The following is a 20,160-nucleotide window of genomic DNA, read 5'->3' on the forward strand; positions in this document are numbered from 1 at the left end:
GTACACTGACTTCGGCAGCGCGCCGGCATCGGTCTCTCATGCCATGCGGATTACCCCAGCGATGTGCCCCCTATCGTCGTGACGCATGGTGGTCGAACGGTGATGCAAATCCGGTCTTGCGCCAGACCCAATATGCATCGACCGATCCAGTATTCCCCACCTCATGCCAGGCGTTGATCGCCGCCAACTGGCGTGCCTGCCACACGCTCCGCGCGGTCGATGAACTGGCGCAACGGTTCCAGGATGTCCCCCTGTGGCCGCAGCAGATACGTCGTCAACGAAACGTCCCGCTCCGCAAGCGGTCGCGCCACCACTTCGGCTTGCGTGCAGCCTTCGAGATGCGCTGCACTGGAGAACCCCACGCCATAGCCCGCAGCCACCAGGGCCAGCATCAGCGAATGGGTGCTGACGTACTCCGCCACTGCTGGCTGAATGCCAATGGATCGGAACAGGTGTTCGCGCTGCTGCTGGCAACCGTCACACACCTGCGGGTCGCACAGCACCAGCGAATACTTCACCACCTCCTTCAGCGGCACTTCCTTGTACGCCAGCAGCGGATGCCGCGCCGGCAAGGCCACCAGGAACGGATCGCGCCACAGCGGCGCCACCACGATTTCGCCCTCCACATGCCCTACCGACGCCAGGCCTGCGTCGAACAGACCCACGCCCAATCCGTGCAGGAGTTGGGCCAGCGGTACCTCCGTCAACCGGATGCTGACCTCCGGCGCTTCCTGCCGGCACAGCGCGAGCAGCGCGGCTAGGCGCGTGCGTCCGATGTCGCCTGCCAAGCCGATGCGCAGCGTGCCGTGATAGCCCGCCGCCGCATCCCGAACGCGGGCCTGGGCTTGCTCGCAGGCCAGCATCACGCGCAGCGCATCTTCCAGGAACACGCGCCCGGCCACGGTCAGCCGCACGCCACGCCCGTTGCGGTGGAGCAGCGTCACGCCCAGGTCCGCCTCCAGCCGGCTGATCCGGCGCGACAGCGGCGACTGTTCGATGTGCAGGCGCTTGGCAGCCCGGCCAAAGTGCAGCTCCTCGGCCACTGCGACGAATGCCTCGATATGACGCAAGTTCATGTTTTCTCCCTATCTGTGGGGCCACTGCCTATGGCCCTGGTCGCAGTTAAGGAGAAGAATGCAGCCGTTGCAATCACCCCTCGCAGCTCGCGATGCCTACCGGATGCATTGACCAGCAACGCGCCAACTCGATCACGCCTGCTGGGCTGCCGACATCATGGAACAAGTATGTTGATCAGGCTCAGACGGAATAACTTTGGTGAAGCATCAACTCCTCCCGTAGTGCCGTGACTGCTGCACTACAGATGCTTATCCCAAAGTGGCTCACGTCTTTCCGCCAGCCTCATGACCGAGCCTGAGCGCATCAATACGCTGGTTGAGGGTTGGGTAAGAAAACTCGCCGACGCGAACATCGACCAAGCGTCCAGCCGCGTTAAAGAACAGGGTTGTTGGTAGGCCTTTTTGGCCCATTGAGCGGGCAACTTCGCCCTGCGTGTCAATCAACACATTTCGTAGCGACAGCTTGCTTCCTGCAAGAAATTGCTGGATCTTGGCCGGTGCCTCCCCTTGATTGAGAAACACGATGTTGATGTCAAGATGCTCGTTCTGAGCGCGCTCGAAGACGGGCATTTCGCGCCGGCAAGGTGGGCACCAGGTGGCCCATAGATTGACCACCGTAGGCTTTCCGACGTAGGACTGCAGCGCGATATGGTCGCCCTTTATGGAGAGCGTGTTGAAATCCGGCAGGAACTGCCTTTCACGAGACGGCAAGGCCAGGACCACCGTTCCGACGATCCAAATCGCACTTGCAGCAGTCAAGCCCGACAGCAGGGGCTTGCTTATTGTCGGGAAACGTAAAACGACCGTCGCGGCATAGAGCCATGCTGCAAGTAGCCCAGCCCAGGGAGACCATCCTCCATCACGAAAATCAAGAACGCTCCATGGCGTGCTGGAATAGGCTTCATGGTACTGGAGCACAAACCCCAAGCGAGCGCAGATCGCGCTGATGAACAGACCGCGGTAGATTCGACTCTCTACTTCGACTCCGGCTTTACGCCCAAGCCAATTTCCGACCAACAAAGCGATTGTCAGGACGAGCGCAGCGAGGACCAGGCCGGGCGGCAGTGACACTGGTCCGATCTGAACGGAATGAATCAAGTTCTAGCTCCCGCCTTGAACGAGCGGGCCGAAACATCCGCTCGCCAGCTTCTGGGCAGGAGGTGGCCCTTTCATGCCGATGGGCGGCCTTGCATATCGCACGGTTGGTGTGCCCTCAGGTCACCTGCAAGGAGCCCCTCGCATTCATGAGCAGCTCGATGACATCCGGCGCCGTGATGACTTCGAAGCGCGGGTCCATCTGCTCGGCCGTCAGACCGTTGTGAATCATGCAAGAGCCGCAGATGGCGATGCGACCACCTTTTTCGAGGTACTTGGCCAGCAGGTCTGCCACGGGCTCGAACGGCTTGCCGATCGCCATGCCCGCCGTGGCCCCGGGCTTGCCGAGTTGGACGGCTTCGACCATGAGGATGATGGTGGCCGTGTGGCCTTTGAGCAAGGCGTTGAGGGCCATAGTGAAGGTCACGGTGACCTTGTTCGGATTGCTGGTGCCGTCGAAGACGGTCGCGACGAAATCAGTGGTTTGCATGTTCAGCTCCTGGTCAGTGTATGAATAGAACGGTGGGACGGTCTACGGGGTGAGGTTGCGTGGATTTTGGCAAAGGTGCTCATGCCGAAGCCTTCAACTGCCGGCTTGCATCCTTGAGCGCGCTTTGCACCATTTCCTCGATGCTGGGGTGGTAGTACGGCATCGTCAGCAGACTCTCGACCGTCTCCCCGCGCTGGATGGCCCAGGCCAGCAAGTGGGCCAGATGTTCCCCGCGCGTGGCGAGCAGGCCGGCACCTAGCAGGCGCCCATTGCCGCGGTCCACATACAGGCGAACGAGGTTGCCTTCGGCACCCATCACGCGCGATCGACCATTGGCGTCGCCTTGCGCGGAGCCGATGACGGTCTGGTCGAGATTCAGCGTGTCGTAGGCTTGACCGACCGTCGCGATGTCGGGGTCGCTGAACACGATCGCCAGCGGCGTGCGGCGTGGCGGGAGTTCGGCAAGGGGGGAGCCACCAAGCGATTGCGCAGCGGCACGCGCTGCGATCAGTCCTTCATCGACGGCCTCATGCATCAGCGGCCGAATGGCACTCACATCACCGGCGAGAAACACGAGGGACGAGCCGGCACGCAGGGTCTTGGCATGCAGGACCGGCTGTCCGCGTGCATCAAGCGGCACGCCTGCCAGTTGCAGATCCAGACCTTCGACATTGGGACGGCGACCCAGTGCGGCCAGAACGACGTCCACTTGTTCGACAGCGTCGCCGCTGCGCAGCTCGATTGATTGCTGCCGGGCAGTGGCTTCGACGGGCCGCCCCAGCCACATGGTGATCTCGCCGCTGAAGTGCTCGATGGCACGCGCACCGATCTTGGGGTCGGTGATGCCTGCGGGCAAGGCCTTCATGTCACCGGCGACCAGTCGAACCCCGAGCCGCGACAGCGCCAACCCCATTTCCAGCCCGATGGCGCCCAGTCCCAACATTCCGACGCTCCCGGGAAGGGTGTCCAGGTCGAACAGACTATCCGTGGTGAGCAGCCGATCGCCCAGCGCCGCAAGAGCCTGCGGAACCACCGGCCGGGAGCCGGTGGCGACGATGAACGCCCGAGCGTGAATGAGCTGGCCGTTGACGTCCACGGTGTTGGGACCGGTGAAACGCGCCGTTCCCGTGAGAAGCCGATCTCCTGCGACCTCGCGGGTGCGCTTGGCGGTGTTACCAGCGAGCAGGTCGCGCGTCCTGCGGGCGTGGCTCCACAAGTCGTCAGGAGTGGCCGAGCCCGCAGGTGCGGCGGCCTCTTTCAGCAGCGCGCGCAGGTTGGCCCACTGGTGGCCGGCATGCAGTGCTGCCTTGGAAGGCATGCAGCCCACCCGGGCGCAGGTCGTGCCCAAAGGGCCATGGTCGATCAGAACGGCGGACAGGCCGAGGCGACGCAATTCGCTGAAAGCCGTGAGACCGGCAGTGCCAGCTCCGATGATGGCAACGTCGGTGGTGATGGACGAGGGCATGCTAGGGGTTCTCCTTCGTTGTGTCTGCATCGTCGCAGCGCGTCTCAGCCGACCAAGGGGCCGATGCAGACACGGTTAGGTCGCTTAGGTCGTCAGACGACGGCGCGTGGTACTTGAGCCAGAAGGCTTCCCGGCAGGTCGAGTTGAAAGTCACTCGCGCAGGCGTGATCCGCTCGTCGGAATGCCCATCTGAAACGACCTCGTAGGTGATCCAGCATTCCGGGCAGATATCGGCATCCACCGGCACCGAGTCCTGCTCGGTCGTGCAGAAGATCGTGGCGCCGTCGGTGAACCGATAGGTGACCGTCTCCTGGGTCACTTTGAACCCATCCTCCTGCCAACTCAACGCATCGCGCGTCATGCTCTCGATACACATCGGGCTGCGGCGCTGTCGGATGGCTGCGACGTAGCTGGCCAAGTGCCGCATGGACGCGCTCTATTGCTCTGCCGGCAACGAACTGAGAGGTGTTTCAGCCATGAACTCGTCGAAGGCGGCCACGGCGTTGGCTGCGTACATCGCAGAGGGGCCACCCCCCATGTAGACCGCCACGCCCAGGGTCTCGTGCACTTCGGCTTTCGTGGCCCCCAGACGAGCCAAGGCCTTGGTGTGGAAGCCGATGCAACCGTCGCAGCGCGTCGCGATGCCAATCGCCAGTGCAATGAGTTCCTTGGTTTTGGCGTCCAGCGCGCCATCGGCGATGGCGGCTTTGCCCATTTCCGTGAAGCTCTTCATGACCTGTGGAACGCTGGCACGCAGCGGTGCCAGGTTGGAGGTGATCTGCTTCGTCACGTTCTTGTAGCTGGTCGTCGTCATGGAAGTTTCCCTGGCTCAATGGGCGTTTGCGGTGCCGGCCGGCTGCCGCCGAGCAGGCCACCAGCCAGCGATGGTGTAGGCCAATATGGTCGATCCGACCAGGCCGGCACCGAACACCAGGGCGATCAAGAACCAGTCGGCCGGGCCGGCGGCATCGGTGAAGCCCGAGGAAGACACCTTGGCCATCAGGACCAAAGCCAGTGCTCCCCCGACGATGCCCAGCGCCTCCGAACGCACCAGGCGGCGTGACACGAGGCCTTTCTCGCGCACCAGCAGGGCGACGAAGGCGACCAGGCCCAGGACGACGACGGCCAGGAGAATCCACAGCAAGGGGCCGAGCATTTCCTGGAAAACAGCCAGCAGGATGAAGGGATCGAGTTCTTTCATGGCGGTGTCTCCTTAGGCGCGGCCGCGCAGCATGCTGATGTAGGTGGGCTTGAGCGCCATGGTCTTCATGACCCAACTGATCCACAGCTCCTCCAGCGGTGCGATCACGCCGGGGAAGGATGGCACCAGGTTGTTCTGGTAGTCGAACTCCACCAGCATGGCGCGGCCCAATCGCGTGATCAGTGGGCACGAGGTGTAGCCTGTGTAAAGCGCGTCCGAGGTCTTGCCCGCGATCTCGGCAACGATATGGTCGACCGCGACGGGCACCTGCCATTTCACGCTCGCTGCGGTCTTGCCCTTGGGCACCCCGGCGATGTCACCGACGCCGAAAACGTTGCGGTAGCGCACATGACGCAGCGTGCCCTTGTCGACCTCCAGCCAGCCTTCGGCGGCCCACGCGCCGGTTTGCCAGGGCAGCGGGCTGTTGCGGATGGGCTCGGGCGCACGCATGGGGGGAATGACGTGGATGAAGTCGAAACCCTGTTCTTCGGTTCCCGCCGGCGTGTTGAAGGTGGCGATGCGCTTGCCCGGATCGATGGCCTTGAGAACTCGCTCGTAGTTCACCTGGATGCCGCGCTCCTGGAACAGCATGCGCACCTTCTCCGAGACGATGGGTACGCTGAACAGCGCCTTGTTGTTCGAGTTGTAGACGACCTCCGCCTTGCTGCGCTGGCCGCGCCGGCTCAGGTAGTCGTCCGTGATGAAGGTGTACTTCAGCGGCGCGCCCGCGCACTTCATCTCGGTGCCGGGGCGTAGAAAGACGCCACGGCCGCCCTTGTCGGCGAAAGCCGACATGGCTTGCCACGTGGCTTCGGCCTTGGCCGGGCTGTGGTAGATGCTGCCGATGCCGTTCTTGCCGATCAGGTCCTCTTCCATGCCTTCGATCAGGCCGTACTCCAGCTTCATGCCGGTGGCGACGACGAGGAAGTCGTATGCATGGGCCTGGCCGCTTTCCGTGACGACCTTCTTGCCTTCCGGATCGAACTCGGCAACGCGTTCCTGCACCAGCTCGACGCCGGCGGGCACGTATTCGGCGGTGGTGGACACCACGTAGCCTGCGGGCTTGATGCCCGAGCCCACCAGCGTGAAACCTGGTTGGTAAAAATGCTCCTTGCGCGCGTCGATCAGCGTGATCTTCGCGCCGTCCAGCGCTTCTGAGAGACGCGATGCTGCTGCCAGGCCTGCGGCGCCGGCGCCTGCGATGACGATTCGGGCCGTGGTCTTGACCTTGTTCGCCGCGTTGGCGATGCCCGGCGTAAGTGCAATGCCTGCAGCGCCGGCCGCACCAAGCGTCAGAAGAGCCCGGCGCCGATTGAGCGGTTGATCCATTGCCTTGTCTCCTTGGATAGGGTTCTTGTGGTGATTCATGGTCTCGTACCCCGTTTACTTCGGGGCGCAGTAGATGTCCCAGAGCATGCGCATGACGCGCACGACGTTGTCGTTGGCCAGCCGGTAGTAGACGTACTTCCCCTCCTTCTCGGTCTCGACCAGTCCCTCCTGACGCAACACGGCCAGCTGCTGCGACAACGTGGGCTGGCGAATGCCGGTGATGGCTTCCAGCTCGCCCACGTTGTGGCGAGCGGACGCGATCTGGCACAACAGCATCAAGCGGTCTTCGTTCGCAAGAACCTTGAGCAAGGCGCACGCTTCGCCAGCGTGCTCACGCAGCTGCTCGGGCGCTTTTAGGTTGCTCTTGTTGAACGGTGGCATCTTGGTTCTCGCTGTTGAACGAATGAAGAAATTATAATATGTAAATTCGTAAATCATTCCAGAGGTATCCCCGTGAATGTGATGGTTTCTGATGGGCTCGCCCGCGTGCCTTTCTCGTTGGCTTTCGAGGCCTACCGATGAGCGGGGCTTCCACCTCCCAACGGTCCTCTGCGGCCAAGCGGTGGCTGCCGGTCTTGTCCTGGGGGAAAACCTACGACCGAGGCCAATGGTCCGCGGACATGCTTGCGGCCGGCATCGTCACGCTGATGCTGATTCCCCAGAGCCTGGCCTACGCCATGCTGGCTGGCCTGCCACCGCAGGCGGGCCTCTATGCAAGCATGCTTCCCTTGCTTGCCTATGCGGTGTTCGGCAGCAGCCGCACACTGGCTGTCGGGCCGGCGGCGGTGACGTCGTTGATGACCGCCGCAGCCGTCGGGCAGGTTGCTGCGGCGGGCTCCGCTGACTATTGGGCGGCGGCGCTGGTGCTGGCTTTGCTGTCTGGCCTGATGCTGACCCTCATGGGCGTGCTGCGGCTTGGCTGGCTGGCGAACTACCTCAGCCATCCGGTCATATCCGGCTTCATCTCGGCGTCCGGCGTGCTGATCGCCTTGAGCCAGGCCAAGCACGTGCTGGGGATTGCGGCATCGGGCGATACCCTGCCGGAACTGCTTCCCGCGCTATGGCGAGGTCTGCCCCAGACCAATGGCCCAACCGTGGCTCTGGGGCTGTCGGCGCTCTTGTTCCTGTGGTGGTCGCGCAGCGGGCTCAAGCCATGGCTGCGCCGCATCGGCATCGGGCAGCGCTGGGCAGATGCCCTCGCCAAGGCGGGACCCGTGGCAGCCATCGCGGCGACCACAGTCGCAGTCTGGGCCTGGGACTTGGCCGCGCACGGCGTGCGTGTGGTAGGGGTGGTGCCACAGGGACTTCCGCCGTTCACGCTTCCTGCGTGGAACCCGGCCCTGTGGACGGAACTGGCCGTGCCAGCGCTGTTGCTCAGCGTGGTCGGCTTCGTTGAATCCATCTCGGTGGGGCAAACGCTCGCGGCCAAACGGCGCCAACGTGTCGAACCGGATCAGGAGCTGGTCGCGCTGGGAACGAGCAATGTGGCAGCGGCCTTCACGGGTGGTTTGCCGGTAACGGGTGGCTTCTCGCGTTCCGTGGTCAATTTTGACGCCGGCGCGCAGACGCCGGCGGCCGGGATCTACACCGCTATCGGCATCGCCGTTGCGACCTTGCTGCTCACGCCGCTGCTGCACCACCTGCCACAGGCCACCCTGGCAGCAACCATCGTGGTGGCGGTGCTCTCGCTGGTCGATCTGGGCATGCTCAAGCGGACCTGGCAATACTCACGCTTCGATTTCACTGTGGTGGCGGCCACACTGGCCGCGACCCTGCTGGCGGGCGTGGAGACTGGCCTGATCGCCGGGGTAGGCCTGGCGCTGATGCTGCATCTGTACCGCAGCAGCCGGCCGCATGTGGCTGTGGTCGGGCTCGTGCCCGGGACCGAACACTTTCGCAACGTGCTTCGCCATTCCGTGCTAACGAGCCCGCAGGTGCTGGGGCTGCGCGTCGACGAAAGCCTGTACTTCGCCAACGCACGCTATCTGGAGGACCGCATCAATGAGGCTGTCGCGGATCGCCCCGAACTCCGGCACGTGGTGCTTCAGTGCTCGGCCATCAACGACATCGACGCCAGCGCGCTCGAAAGCCTGGAAACGATCGAGGCGCGGTTGAACGAGGCGGGCATCCGGCTCCATCTGTCGGAAGTGAAGGGGCCGGTGATGGACAAGCTCGCCGGCACACCGTTTCTGACGCGCCTCAGCGGACGGATCTACCTCACCCACTATCAAGCCATCGCGGAATTGTCCCCCGACAGCCTGGCCTGAGGCAGCGAGGGCCGCGGCCACGAGTCACATCATTGGCGTCAATGCTCACGTCTGCAGTAGCAGTAGACGAACTGCTGAGTTGACCCCCACGGCGTCGTGTGCAGGGTCGTCGAGTGGTCCAAGAGGAGGAAGCAACTGCCGAACTCGTCATGCAGTTCGTCGGACGAGTAGCGCACCACGGGTAGACCACTGCACTGCGTCGGACCTTGTGGGCCAAATGCGCCGACGATGGCATAGCCGCCGGGCTTGAGCGCTTTCAATACCCGAGCGACATAGCGCTGGCGCTGTGCATGCTCCGTGAGGAAATGAAAGACAGCCCGGTCGTGCCACACATCGACGGAGCGCGGAGCAAAGTCTTGCTCCAGCACGTCACCCACCAGCCATTTCACCCGAGCGGATCGTTCGGCCAGTCGCTCTCGACAAACCTCCAATGCGCGTTCCGAGATGTCCAGAATGGCAATGTCACGATATCCCGCCTCAAGCAGATCGTCGACAAGCGTGGCCTCTCCACCACCCACGTCGACAATCGCGGCCGCGAGGTCCACGCCAGTTCGGCGGATGTAGCTCAGCGATTCATCGAGATGGGGGGCATACCAGCTCACCGCATTAGGCGACTTGCTTCCATAGACCTGTTCCCAGTGCGACTTGCTCACTTGGCGCTCCTGAATGCGGTACGGCTGACTTCGCCCATGCCCACTCGACCAGTGGCCGGACCCAGCACCAATGCCTGCGGCGGGCGGGCACGGACTTCATTGTGCGGCAGGACGCGTTGCGGATGCTGCGTGGGGTACATGGCGAGGGTCATTCAGGGTCAGACACAAGGCCGGTCGATGAAGACGGCATATTCGCCACGTCCGTGGTTGCTTCTGAACAACCAGCCTTACCGCGTGACCGTCACCGAGGTAGTGGTGCGACGGTGGCGCAACGTCAGCCAGCCCAGCATCACCAGTACCACCGCGATGAGCGGCAGCATCAGGGTGTTGATGGTTTCCCATCCCGAGGTGTTCAGCAGGCGCCCCGAACCGAACGACGCCACTGCCACGGTGCCGAACACCAGAAAGTCATTGAGCGCCTGGACCTTGGCCCGCTCTGCGGGCGTGTAGGTGTCAGTCACCATGGCCGTGGCGCCGATGAAGCCGAAATTCCAGCCTATGCCTAGCAGGATCAGCGAGCCCCAAAAGTGCAACAGCTCAAGCCCTGCCAACGCCAGCAAACCCGAGGCGGCGATCAACACGAGCCCCAGCGCCGTGATGGCGATCTTGCCGAAGCGCGCGATCAAGTGGCCCGTGAAGAAGCTCGGTGCAAACATGGCCAGCACGTGCCACTGGATGCCCAGCGCGGCTTCGCCGACCGTGTGGCCGCATCCGACCATGGCCATGGGAGCTGCGGTCATGATGAAGGCCATCAGTCCATAGGAGACGACGCCCGCGGTGACCGCCACCACGAAGGCCGGGCTGCGGGCGATGGTGCCCAGCGGCCGCGCCGTGCCTTCCGCCACGGCAGCTTGAGGCGGCGGAGCACGTAGCATCCATAGCAGTGGCAAGGCCAGCAAGGCCAGGCCGGCCTGGCCGAGAAAGCTGCCGGCGAACGGCGCCATGGGCCAAGCATCTCGCGTCCAGATGACGACCTGTGGGCCGATGACGGCGGCAACCAGGCCGCCCACCATGATGCGCGAGATGGCCTTCGCCCGTTGCGATGGCTCCACCGCGTCGGTGGCGGCGAAGCGGTAGCTCTGCACGCAAGCACCATAGAAACCGGCCATAGCGGTGCCCACGCAGAAGGTAGCGAAGTCGCCTTGCACTACACCGTAGGTGGCGATCAGTCCGGAGACGCTGCCCAGCAACGCGCCCAGCACGTAGGCCGCGCGCCGGCCCAGGCGGCGCATGAGCATTGCTGCGGGAATGGTCGATAGCGCAAGCCCCAGTTGATAAAGGCTGACAGGCAACGTCGCCAGCGTGGGATCGCTGGCGAGCATCTGCCCGACGATGCCGCCCAGCGAAATGATGATGGGCGGCGCGGCACCGCCCAGGGATTGGGCGGCTACCAGCAGCCAAACATTGCGTTGGGCATCTGCGGTGTTGGCTGCATTTACTGGTGTCGCCGTGATGGAACTTGTCATGGGCTCGTGTCGTGACGGGCACGTAGCCCGGTTCAAGATTCCTTGGGATCGAGGCGGTCGCGCCGGACCGCTTCGTCCTCCATCAACTCGAACCACATTGCATTGAGAACGGCGAAGGCGGCTGCCAGGGGCAAGCCGAGAATCCAGGCGAAATACCACATGGTCAATGTCCTATGAATGATGGTGTGCGTGCGTCAGTACGCATGGCCCTTGCCGTCCTGGATGGCCTCGGGGTCGACCTTGCCGCGCAGGACCGAGAACACCCAACTGGTGTACGCCAGGATGATGGGCATGAAGATGACCGTTGAAACGAGCATGATGAATAGCGTCAGGTGACTCGACGACGAGTCCCACACAGTCAGGCTCGCCGACGGGTTGACCGACGAGGGCAGGATGAAGGGGAACATGGACACGCCCACGCTGGCGACGATGCCCGCGATGCCGACGCCGCCGGCGAGCAGCGCAGCCAGCGGCCGGCGCATGGCCAGACAGAGCGCCGCGATCACCGGCCCGGCCAGACCCAGCGCCGGCACCACCCACAGTGCGGGATGGGTGGCGTAGTTGGCGAACCACGCGCCGCCCTGCGCCACGGCGTTCTTGAGCAGAGGGTTCGAGGCGCCAGACGTGTCGATGCTGCCGGTGATGGCATACCCCGTCACGAAGTAGGCCAGCAGCACGCCCGCCACGGCATACAGCACCGTTGTGAGAAGCGCCGCCACGATCCCGAAACGGCGCGCGCGTTCGGCCACGGTGCCCGACGTCTTGAGCTGCAGCCAGGCGGCGCCGTGCATGACCAGCATCGCGACCGAAACCAGGCCGGCGAGCAAGGCGTAAGGGTTGAGCAGCCCGAAGAAAGAGCCGTCGTAGAAGATCTGCATGTCGTCCTCGATGCGGAACGGCACGCCCTGCAACACGTTGCCCATCGCCACCCCGAAGATCAGTGCGGGCACGAAGCCGCCCACAAACAAGACCCAGTCCCAGCGGCTGCGCCACGCCGGCTCTTCGCGCTTGCTGCGGAACTTGAAGGCCACCGGCCGCAGGATCAGCGCGACGAGGATCGCGAACATCGCCAGGTAGAAACCCGAGAACGACACCGCGTAGAGCTGCGGCCACGCCGCGAAGATCGCGCCGCCGCCGAGGATCAGCCACACCTGGTTGCCTTCCCAGACCGGGCCGATGGTGTTGATGACGACACGGCGCTCGACGTCGCTGCGTGCCACGAAAGGCAGCAGCGTTCCGGTGCCCAGATCGAAACCATCGGTGAGGGCAAAGCCGATCAGCAGCACCCCCAGCAGCGCCCACCAGATCAGGCGCAGGACATCGTAGGAGATCAGTTCGTGCAGGATCATGTTCGTTTCTCCTTGGGGTGTTACTGCGCAGGCGCCAGGTCGGCCGAAGCGGCGGGCCGACCTTCGACGCGGGCCGGCGCATGGTCATCGGGGCCTTTGCGGATCGCCTTGAGCATCAGCTTCATCTCGATGACGAGCAGGACGGTGTAGATCGCGACGAAGCCAGCGATCGTGAGCAGCACGGTCGATGCGCCCAAGTTCGAGACGGCCACGGCCGTCGGCAGAACGCCTTCGATGACCCAGGGCTGACGCCCCACTTCGGCCACGATCCAACCGAGTTCAGCGGCGATCCAGGGCAAGGGGATGGACCACACGGCGACCTTGAGCAGCCATCGGTGCGCATCCAGTTTGCGCCGCGCCGACAACCAGAAGAACACGGCGGTCAGCAGGATGAAGAAGAAGCCCAGGCCGACCATCAGCCGGAACGCCCAGAACAGCGGCGCCACCCGTGGAACGGTGTCCCATGCAGCCTGGGATATCTGTTGCGGCGTGGCCTGGCGGGGGTCGTCCACGTAGCGTTTGAGCAGCAGCGCGTAGCCCAGCGTATGCCCATGCTCCTCGAAAGCGGCCTGCACCTGCGGGGGGACGTCCGCGCCACCCTTCACGGCGCGGATCTGCTGCAGGGCGTCGTATGCCACGATGCCGTCCCGGATGTGCGTCTCGGCACGCGCGACCAGCTCGTCGATGCCGGGAATCTCGGTGGTCAGCGAACGTGTGCCGATCAGTCCCATGGCCCAGGGGATGTGCACCGCATAGTGCGTCTCGCGCGCCGCCTGATCGGGAAAGCCGAAGGCGGTGAACGCGGCCGGCGCGGGCTCGGTCTTCCACATCGCTTCGATGGCGGCCAGCTTCATCTTCTGGTGCTCGGTGGACAGGTAGCCGCTCTCGTCGCCCAGCACCACCACCGACAGCGCGGAAGCCAGGCCGAACGATGCCGCGACCGTCATGGAGCGCTTGGCGAGCTGCAGGTGCCGTCCCTTGAGAACGTACCAGGCCGAAATCCCGAGCACGAAGATGGCGGCCGTCACGTAGCCGGCCGAGACGGTGTGCACGAACTTGGCCTGCGCCACCGGGTTGGTCAGCACGGCGAAGAAGTCCGTCATCTCCATGCGCATGGTCTGCGGATTGAACTGCGAGCCCACGGGGTTCTGCATCCAGCCGTTGGCGATCAGAATCCATAGCGCCGAGAAGTTCGATCCCAGCGCCACGCACCAAGTCACGACCAGGTGCTTCACCTTGGAAAGCCGGTCCCAGCCGAAGAAGAACAGACCGACGAAGGTCGCTTCCAGGAAGAAGGCCATCAGCCCCTCCAAGGCGAGCGGCGCTCCGAAGATGTCGCCCACGTAGTGGCTGTAGTAGCTCCAGTTCATGCCGAACTGGAACTCCATCACGATGCCGGTGGCCACGCCCATGGCGAAGTTGATGCCGAACAGCACGCCCCAAAACTTGGTCATGTCGCGCCAGATGGTCCGGCCCGTCATCACGTAGACCGTTTCCATGATGGCGATCACGATGGACAGGCCCAGCGTCAGCGGTACGAAAAGAAAGTGGTAGAGCGCCGTGATCGCGAACTGCAATCGCGACAGGCTGACGATGTCAAAGTCCATGGTGGGTTCCTCTATCGATGTGAATCTTGTGTGCTTGAAGGGATCAGTCGGGCCGCAGGGCAGCCAATGCAGCGTCAAAGCCCGGACTGCCGCGCGGGAATTCGGCTTCGATGCGACCGCCGCGCAACAGCACCAGGCGGTCCGCAAGCACGGCTTCGCGCCGCAGGTGCGTGGCGAGCAGCCACGCCCGCCCGGAGCCCAGCGTGTGCAGCGTCGCCAGCACGTCGGCGGCAGTGGGCGCGTCCAGTCCTTCGGTGGGCTCGTCGAGCAACCACAAGGTGTGGGGTTGAAGCAGCAGACGAGCGAGGGCAAGGCGCCGCGCCTGTCCGCCCGACAGTCCCAGCCCGCCTTCTCCGAGGCGGGTGTCCAGGCCGGCGTGCAGGGCGCGCACGTCCGACGCTAGGCCTGCCGATCCGAGCGCACGCCAGAGGGTGTCGTCGTCGGCATCGGCTTGGGCCAACCGCAGGTTGTCGCGCAGGCTGTCCTGGAAAAGATCGGTGCGTTGGCTCAGCCAGGCGTGAGGCAGTGATCGGATGGTGCCCTCGCGCGGCACCAGCTCACCTGCGGCCAAGGCCATCAGCGTCGATTTGCCCGCGCCGCTGGGGCCGATCACGGCGATACGTTCTCCGGGCGCCAGGGTCAGGGAGACGGACTGCAGGGCGTCCACGGGACTGTCCGGGTAGCGCGCGGATACCTGGCGCAGGCTGAGCGCATGCCCCGGCTCGGGTGGCTCGGGTGGCTCGGCGGGCCGGATCGTTTGTTGGGTATCGCCGCCACAATGCGGCGACAGTCGCCGCGCCGCCAGCCACGTGCGGCCAGCCTCTACGGCGCCCCGCCGCAGCGCAGCGAAGGGCTCCATGGCGCTCAACGCGATCAGCAAGGCCAGCGCTGCGCCTGCGGTTCCGATCCGCCCGTGGTCAGCCAGGATGCCCACGCCTAGCAGCACGAGCGCCAACGTAAGGCTGCCGGCCACACCATAGACCGCGCCAGCCGCCACGTCCAAGCGGTGCAGATGCCGGTCTGCACGCGCGAGACGACGGTCTGTCTGTTGCAGCGCCTCGCAGTGGCTTGCCAGACGGCCAGCCATGACCAGTTCCGTTTGGCCCGATACCAGGTCGACAGCCTGCGCGCGCAGGCGCTCGGTGATCAACGCGCGGCGCACGGCGGGCGGCCGTGCCCGAAGCGACAGTCCCGCGGTCACGGCCACGCCGACGGCCAGCAGCCAGACGCCCAGCGCGATGCCGAGCCAAGGGGCCATGACGCCGATCACCAAGGCAGCGAGAACGGCGGCGCCCAGGGCCGCGCAGGCCGGCACCAGCAGACGCAGATAAAGGGATTCCAGAGCGTCGAGGTCGCTGGTCAGGCGAAACAGCGCCCGGGCCGGGCGGCGCAACAGATCGCGGATGTCCTGAGCAGCCGCCCACCCCCGGAAGAGACGCTCGCGCAGGTGCGCCAGCGCGGCCAGCGTGGCGTCGTGCGTGATCAGCCGCTCGCCATAGCGGGCGGCGGTGCGCCCCAGCGCCAGCAGGCGAATGCCGGCCGAAGGCATGAAGACATCGAATGTCAGGGCGCTGATCACCTGCAGTCCAGCGATGGCCGTGGCGGCGATGAACCACCCCGACAGGCCGAGCAGCCCCATGCCCGCGAGGACGGTCAGCGCTGCGAGCGCAGCGCCCAGGATCATGCGACGGGAAGATGCTGCGAGCACGGCCCGCAGAGCAGGCAGCAGTATCGATGCCGGGGCGGTTCTACGCGCCATGCCATCCTCCCGGGATGGGCTGCGCGGCATCGACCGGTGCCGACAGGTGCACGATGCGGTCCATGCGCGCGGCGAGCGCCGGGTCGTGGGTGGCCACGATCAGGGTGCGCCCCTGGGCCAGGGCCACCAGGGATTCGATGACCTGCTCGGCGGTTTCGGTGTCCAAATGCGCGGTAGGCTCGTCTGCCAGTAGCAGATCGGCGCGCGGTGCGGCGGCCAGCCGAGCCAGCGCCAGACGCGCGGCTTCGCCCCCCGACAGGCCTGTCCCGCCTTCTCCGAGCGACGTCCCCGGACGGGCCTGAGCCACCTTGTCGAGCTGTGCCCACTGGATCGCGCGGTGCACTTGCTGATCTCTTACGCCCGCTCGACCGAGGGCGACGTTGTGTCGGACCGACCCAGAAAACACGTGGGGCCGCTGCCCCATCCAGGCCATGCGTCCGCGCAACGCGCGTGCGGATTCGGCGGTCAACGCAGTGCCGGCGATCTCGATACGGCCTGCCGAAGCGGGCAGCAATCCGGCCAGCAGCGACATTAGGATGGTCTTTCCCGCCCCGCTGCCACCCATCAGGGCGACGTGCTCACCGGGCTTTACGTCCAGCGCAAAGTCCCTGAAAACCGGTGTCTCGCCAGAGAACGCGAATGCCAGGTCCTGAACCTTGACGCGGGGCGGACGAACTCGCTTGCCGTCTTCATCCGAGTTCCCTGCCTGGGCTTCCTGCCTGGGCTGATCCGACGTCTCGTCGTCCGGCAATGGCAACCCGTCTGCATTGAGCCGGTCCAAGGCATCCATTGCCGCCATGCCGGAAGCGCGGTCATGCCAGACGGATGCCAATTCCCGCAAGGGCTCGAAGAAGGCGGGTGCCAGCAACAGGATGAAGAGGCCCTCGGCGAGACTGAGACGCCGACCCCAGGCGCCGAAATCCAGATGCCCCAGCAGATGGAACCCGACGTAGGCGGCGACCATGGCGACGCCCAGCGCCGCGAAAAGCTCCAGCACCGCCGAAGAAAGAAATGCGATGCGCAGTACGCGCATGGTGCGCTGGCGCAGGTCCTCGGCGCTGGCCCGCAGGCGGCGCGCCGTGACCTCGACGCTGCCGAGTGCGCGCAGCGTCGGCAAGCCGCGCAGGCGATCGAGCAGGAACGCATTCATGCTGCCCATTTGCAGCCACTGAGCCTCGCTGGCGGACTTGGCCCGCCAGCCCACGATCACCATGAACATGGGGATCAACGGCGCGGCCAGCACAAGTACGGCCGCTGCTGCCCAGGAGTACCAGGCCACGGGCAGCAGAATCAGCACGGGTATGAGGCGCACGCGCCAGACAGCGCCGCGGTAGCGCGTCTGCCAGGGCAGGATCGCCTCAGCCTGTTCCGCCAGCGCGCTGGCCGCGGCACCTGCGTGCGCGCGGGCGCGATCCAGCGGAGAACGCGCCGCAACTGCAGCGATGGCGCGGCCGCGCCAGTGGCTCAGGCTTTCGCGGGCCGTATCGAACATACGCCCGGCGCTCCAGGCGTCGAGCCAGGCGCGCAGTACGCCGGCGAGTACTATGCCCACCGCCGGACCCACGACGCCATTCAGGCCGGCGCCACTCTGCAACCGTGCCACGCCCAGCGCCAGCAATGCGGCCTGCGGCAGCCACAGCAGCGGGCTGACGGCATGGAGCAGGCAGGCTGCATCCAACCGCAAGTCCGAACTCGGTCCGGACTTGGGGGCTTGCAGTCTGTCTGGAGGGGCCATGCTTCAACGGACCGTGCGTCGCGCTGCGCCCCTCATGCGGCCATCCGGACAGGGATCTTGAGGTATTGCACGCCGTTGGACTCGGCGCGGGGCAGTTGGCCGGCGCGGATGTTGACCTGGATCGACGGCAGCAGCAGTGTGGGCGCCGCCAGTGTCGCGTCGCGCTGCTGGCGCATTGCGACGAACGCTTCCTCGTCGATCCCTTCGCGGACATGAACGTTGCGCGCGCGCTCTTCGGCCACGGTCGTTTCCCAGGCATAGCTGTCGCGTCCGGGGGCCTTGTAGTCATGGCACAGGAAAATCCTGGTCTGCGGCGGGAGCGCCAGCAGCCGCTGTATGGATCGGTACAAGGTCCGCGCACTGCCTCCAGGGAAGTCCGCGCGCGCCGTTCCATAGTCGGGCATGAACAGCGTGTCGCCCACGAAGACCGCATCCCCGATGCGATAGGAGACGCAAGCGGGGGTATGGCCGGGCGTGTGCAGGACTTCCATGGTCAGTTGCCCGATCTGGAGCGTTTCTCCGTCCTTGAGAAGACGATCGAACTCGCTGCCGTCGCCTGACACATCGTCAAGGTTGAAGACCGGCCGGAAGATCGTCTGCACATCGCGGATGTGCTCGCCAATGGCCACCCGCGCATTCGTGCGTTGTCGGATATAAGGGGCGGCGCTCAGATGATCGGCGTGGGCATGGGTTTCCAGCACCCAGGCGATGGTCAGGTCGTCGGCGCGGGCAGCGTCCAGCACGCGGTCAGCGGACGCCGTAGAGGCCTTGCCGCTGCGATGGTCATAGTCCAGAACCGGATCGATCACCGCAGCTTGCCGCGTCGCCGGGTCCCACACCAGATAGGTCACTGTGCTGGTTGGCTCGTCGAAGAATGCTTGGATGCGGGCTTGAGGCTGCATGCTTGACTCCTTACAAAGAAACACATCTGGAATTCATTATATATTAGAATCTACTAAATTAGTGAACCTAAGTCGAGGACATCCGTGGCACTGAACAAGAGAGACCAGCGATTCATCCAGGAAGGTGCAGCCAAGGCGGCGGCGATGCTGCGCGCTATCGGCAACGAGCACCGGATGTTGGTGCTGTGTCTGCTGATCCAGCACGAAGAACTGACTGTGGGCGCGATGCTGGAGCATGTGTCGCTGAGCCAGTCAGCCCTGTCGCAGCATCTGGCGAAGATGCGCGAGGAGGGGCTCGTGACGTTCCGCCGTGAATCCCAGACCTTGCACTACCGCATCGACAACCCCGATGTGGAGAAGCTGATGACGACCCTCAAGGCCATGTTTTGCCCGTGATGGCTGATCGAAGTCGCTCCGGTGTCGGGGTGGTTGGCAGGGGCGTAGCCGCTGCTGCTACCGGGCCGTGAAGCCGGTCGGAACGTTTTTTTGTTGAAGAAAGGAGCTTGCACATGAAATCCAACGTTGGTGGTATCGACAGGGGCCTGCGCATCGTCCTTGGCATCGTCTTGATCGCCTTGGCCGCCACGGGAACTGTGGGCTGGTGGGGTTGGCTGGGGGTTGTGCCCCTGCTGACCGGCTTGGTGAGCTTCTGCCCGCTGTATCCGCTCCTGGGTCTCAGCACCTGCCCTGTGAAGTCCAAGCAACCTTAAACGCATCCAGGATGCGCTGCCGGCGGAAGTGCGCCGGCATCTTTAGCTGAAGTGTGGCCCGTGGTTGGCACCAGCGCTCGCCTGCTTGGAGCCGGGGCATCCTGGCCGCACGCGGCGAGCACTTGGCTGCACCTGTCGGATGGCCGTCGAGCGTGGTGTGGCGGTAGACAGCTTGCTGACGATGCCGTCCAGAGATGGAGCGAAGCGTGCTCAAGGCCAGAGCATCGGCTGGACCCAACGCAGGTTAGCTCTGCCGACGCCTTGCGCGACCGTGTCTGAGAACTACGCGCTGTCTTACACACCCGCGACGCAGGACGGCCGCTGTGCAGCTTGGCGTGCTGTCATTGAGCAATGCTGACGGCACAACAGCCTGTCGCTTGTTCCCGGGCCTTTTACCTTCTTCGACAGGAGTATGTCGTGACCTCTGAATCAATCGCCGCCGCTGCCGCGACATGGAACGAACGATATTCCGGCGAAGACTACGTTTTTGGACGCGAACCCAACGAATACCTGCGCGCCCAGGCGGCGCTGTTCGCACCTGGCAGCCGCGCGCTATGCGTCGCCGACGGCGAAGGGCGCAACTGTGTCTGGCTTGCCCACCAGGGCCTGCACGTCGAGGCATTCGATGTGGCGCAGGCAGGCGTGGCCAAGGCCCGCAGGTTGGCTGACGAAGCAAGGGTGTCTGTGGCCTACCATGTCGCTGGCTGCGATGAGTGGCCATGGGCCGTGGATGCTTACGATCTCGTCGTCGCGGTGTTCGTCCAGTTCGCTGACCCTGAGATGCGAGAGCGGCTCTTCGCCAATATCGTGCGAGCGTTGAAACCGGGTGGCCTGCTGGTCCTTCAGGGCTATACGCCCAAGCAGTTGGAGTACAAGACAGGCGGCCCAGGGGCACTGTCGCACCTCTACACCGCAGACCTGCTCCGCCGCGCATTCGCCTCTCTGCAGATCGTCGAATTGGTCGAGTACGAAGCCGAGTTGCGCGAAGGGGCGCGCCACGCAGGGCGCTCGGCGCTTGTGGGCCTTGTGGCGCGCAGGCCGTGAATCTGAGGCATC

21 protein-coding genes are annotated in these 20,160 nt (G+C 64.7%); 4 read left to right on the forward strand and 17 right to left on the reverse strand.

Annotation, left to right across the window (positions count from 1 at the left end; genetic code table 11):
* Positions 1 to 161: 161 nt before the first annotated feature.
* The 9 genes from CCZ27_RS18710 to CCZ27_RS18750 form a co-directional block, all read right to left on the reverse strand.
* Positions 162 to 1,076 carry a LysR family transcriptional regulator gene (locus tag CCZ27_RS18710; RefSeq protein WP_009521543.1) on the reverse strand — a complete coding sequence of 305 codons (915 nt, stop codon included), beginning with the start codon at positions 1,074 to 1,076 and terminating at the stop codon, positions 162 to 164.
* Positions 1,077 to 1,340: 264 nt separating this feature from the next.
* Positions 1,341 to 2,174, reverse strand: a complete 834-nt coding sequence (locus CCZ27_RS18715) for a TlpA disulfide reductase family protein (protein WP_096450756.1) — start codon at positions 2,172 to 2,174, stop codon at positions 1,341 to 1,343.
* Positions 2,175 to 2,289: 115 nt separating this feature from the next.
* Positions 2,290 to 2,661: a DsrE family protein gene (locus tag CCZ27_RS18720; RefSeq protein WP_009521541.1), complete on the reverse strand. Its 372-nt coding sequence runs from the start codon at positions 2,659 to 2,661 to the stop codon at positions 2,290 to 2,292.
* Positions 2,662 to 2,740: 79 nt separating this feature from the next.
* On the reverse strand, positions 2,741 to 4,126 hold the full coding sequence (locus CCZ27_RS18725) for a dihydrolipoyl dehydrogenase (protein WP_096450758.1): 1,386 nt from the start codon (positions 4,124 to 4,126) through the stop codon (positions 2,741 to 2,743).
* Between the two features lies 1 nt (position 4,127).
* A complete protein-coding gene (locus CCZ27_RS18730) occupies positions 4,128 to 4,544 on the reverse strand; it encodes a hypothetical protein (protein WP_198363182.1) in 417 nt (138 codons plus the stop codon).
* A gap of 18 nt (positions 4,545 to 4,562) precedes the next feature.
* Positions 4,563 to 4,940 carry a carboxymuconolactone decarboxylase family protein gene (locus CCZ27_RS18735; protein ID WP_009521538.1) on the reverse strand — a complete coding sequence of 126 codons (378 nt, stop codon included), beginning with the start codon at positions 4,938 to 4,940 and terminating at the stop codon, positions 4,563 to 4,565.
* Positions 4,941 to 4,955: 15 nt separating this feature from the next.
* Positions 4,956 to 5,327 (reverse strand): DUF5368 domain-containing protein, encoded by a 372-nt coding sequence (locus CCZ27_RS18740; protein WP_009521537.1) that lies wholly within the window; start codon positions 5,325 to 5,327, stop codon positions 4,956 to 4,958.
* A gap of 12 nt (positions 5,328 to 5,339) precedes the next feature.
* Complete coding sequence (locus CCZ27_RS18745; RefSeq protein ID WP_096450760.1) at positions 5,340 to 6,695, reverse strand: NAD(P)/FAD-dependent oxidoreductase; 1,356 nt, start codon at positions 6,693 to 6,695, stop codon at positions 5,340 to 5,342.
* Positions 6,696 to 6,710: 15 nt separating this feature from the next.
* Entirely contained in the window at positions 6,711 to 7,094 is a 384-nt protein-coding gene (locus tag CCZ27_RS18750; protein WP_198363183.1) for an ArsR/SmtB family transcription factor, read from the reverse strand.
* An 80-nt stretch (positions 7,095 to 7,174) separates the two neighbouring features.
* Here CCZ27_RS18750 and CCZ27_RS18755 point away from each other — a divergent pair, with 80 nt between their 5' ends.
* Positions 7,175 to 8,923: a SulP family inorganic anion transporter gene (locus CCZ27_RS18755; RefSeq protein ID WP_096450764.1), complete on the forward strand. Its 1,749-nt coding sequence runs from the start codon at positions 7,175 to 7,177 to the stop codon at positions 8,921 to 8,923.
* A gap of 38 nt (positions 8,924 to 8,961) precedes the next feature.
* Here the strand turns inward: CCZ27_RS18755 and CCZ27_RS18760 are convergent, their stop codons facing one another.
* The 8 genes from CCZ27_RS18760 to CCZ27_RS18795 form a co-directional block, all read right to left on the reverse strand.
* A complete protein-coding gene (locus CCZ27_RS18760) occupies positions 8,962 to 9,576 on the reverse strand; it encodes a class I SAM-dependent methyltransferase (protein WP_096450766.1) in 615 nt (204 codons plus the stop codon).
* Positions 9,577 to 9,803: 227 nt separating this feature from the next.
* Positions 9,804 to 11,042, reverse strand: a complete 1,239-nt coding sequence (locus CCZ27_RS18765) for an MFS transporter (protein WP_096450768.1) — start codon at positions 11,040 to 11,042, stop codon at positions 9,804 to 9,806.
* 32 nt (positions 11,043 to 11,074) lie between these two features.
* Complete coding sequence (gene cydX / locus CCZ27_RS18770; protein ID WP_096450771.1) at positions 11,075 to 11,203, reverse strand: cytochrome bd-I oxidase subunit CydX; 129 nt, start codon at positions 11,201 to 11,203, stop codon at positions 11,075 to 11,077.
* A 33-nt stretch (positions 11,204 to 11,236) separates the two neighbouring features.
* The gene (gene cydB, locus CCZ27_RS18775) at positions 11,237 to 12,391 is read right to left on the reverse strand and encodes a cytochrome d ubiquinol oxidase subunit II (protein WP_096450773.1); all 1,155 of its coding nucleotides are present in this window, start codon (positions 12,389 to 12,391) and stop codon (positions 11,237 to 11,239) included.
* Positions 12,392 to 12,411: 20 nt separating this feature from the next.
* Positions 12,412 to 13,998 (reverse strand): cytochrome ubiquinol oxidase subunit I, encoded by a 1,587-nt coding sequence (locus tag CCZ27_RS18780; RefSeq protein WP_020226636.1) that lies wholly within the window; start codon positions 13,996 to 13,998, stop codon positions 12,412 to 12,414.
* Between the two features lie 43 nt (positions 13,999 to 14,041).
* On the reverse strand, positions 14,042 to 15,787 hold the full coding sequence (gene cydC / locus CCZ27_RS18785) for a thiol reductant ABC exporter subunit CydC (protein ID WP_385961057.1): 1,746 nt from the start codon (positions 15,785 to 15,787) through the stop codon (positions 14,042 to 14,044).
* The gene (cydD, locus tag CCZ27_RS18790; protein ID WP_232516463.1) at positions 15,747 to 17,435 is read right to left on the reverse strand and encodes a thiol reductant ABC exporter subunit CydD; all 1,689 of its coding nucleotides are present in this window, start codon (positions 17,433 to 17,435) and stop codon (positions 15,747 to 15,749) included. The genes cydC and cydD overlap by 41 nt, the downstream gene beginning before the upstream one ends.
* Before the next feature lie 89 nt (positions 17,436 to 17,524).
* The gene (locus CCZ27_RS18795; RefSeq protein WP_020226639.1) at positions 17,525 to 18,394 is read right to left on the reverse strand and encodes an MBL fold metallo-hydrolase; all 870 of its coding nucleotides are present in this window, start codon (positions 18,392 to 18,394) and stop codon (positions 17,525 to 17,527) included.
* An 84-nt stretch (positions 18,395 to 18,478) separates the two neighbouring features.
* Between CCZ27_RS18795 and CCZ27_RS18800 the strand changes: the two genes are divergently transcribed.
* From CCZ27_RS18800 to CCZ27_RS18810, 3 genes are all read left to right on the forward strand, one after another.
* Complete coding sequence (locus tag CCZ27_RS18800) at positions 18,479 to 18,790, forward strand: ArsR/SmtB family transcription factor (protein ID WP_024000739.1); 312 nt, start codon at positions 18,479 to 18,481, stop codon at positions 18,788 to 18,790.
* 113 nt (positions 18,791 to 18,903) lie between these two features.
* Entirely contained in the window at positions 18,904 to 19,104 is a 201-nt protein-coding gene (locus CCZ27_RS18805; protein WP_020226641.1) for a YgaP family membrane protein, read from the forward strand.
* 417 nt (positions 19,105 to 19,521) lie between these two features.
* On the forward strand, positions 19,522 to 20,148 hold the full coding sequence (locus CCZ27_RS18810) for a class I SAM-dependent methyltransferase (protein ID WP_232516464.1): 627 nt from the start codon (positions 19,522 to 19,524) through the stop codon (positions 20,146 to 20,148).
* The last annotated feature ends 12 nt before the right edge of the window (positions 20,149 to 20,160 follow it).

This window comes from Thauera sp. K11, from assembly GCF_002354895.1.
In the GTDB taxonomy this organism is placed as follows: Bacteria; Pseudomonadota; Gammaproteobacteria; order Burkholderiales; family Rhodocyclaceae; genus Thauera; species Thauera sinica.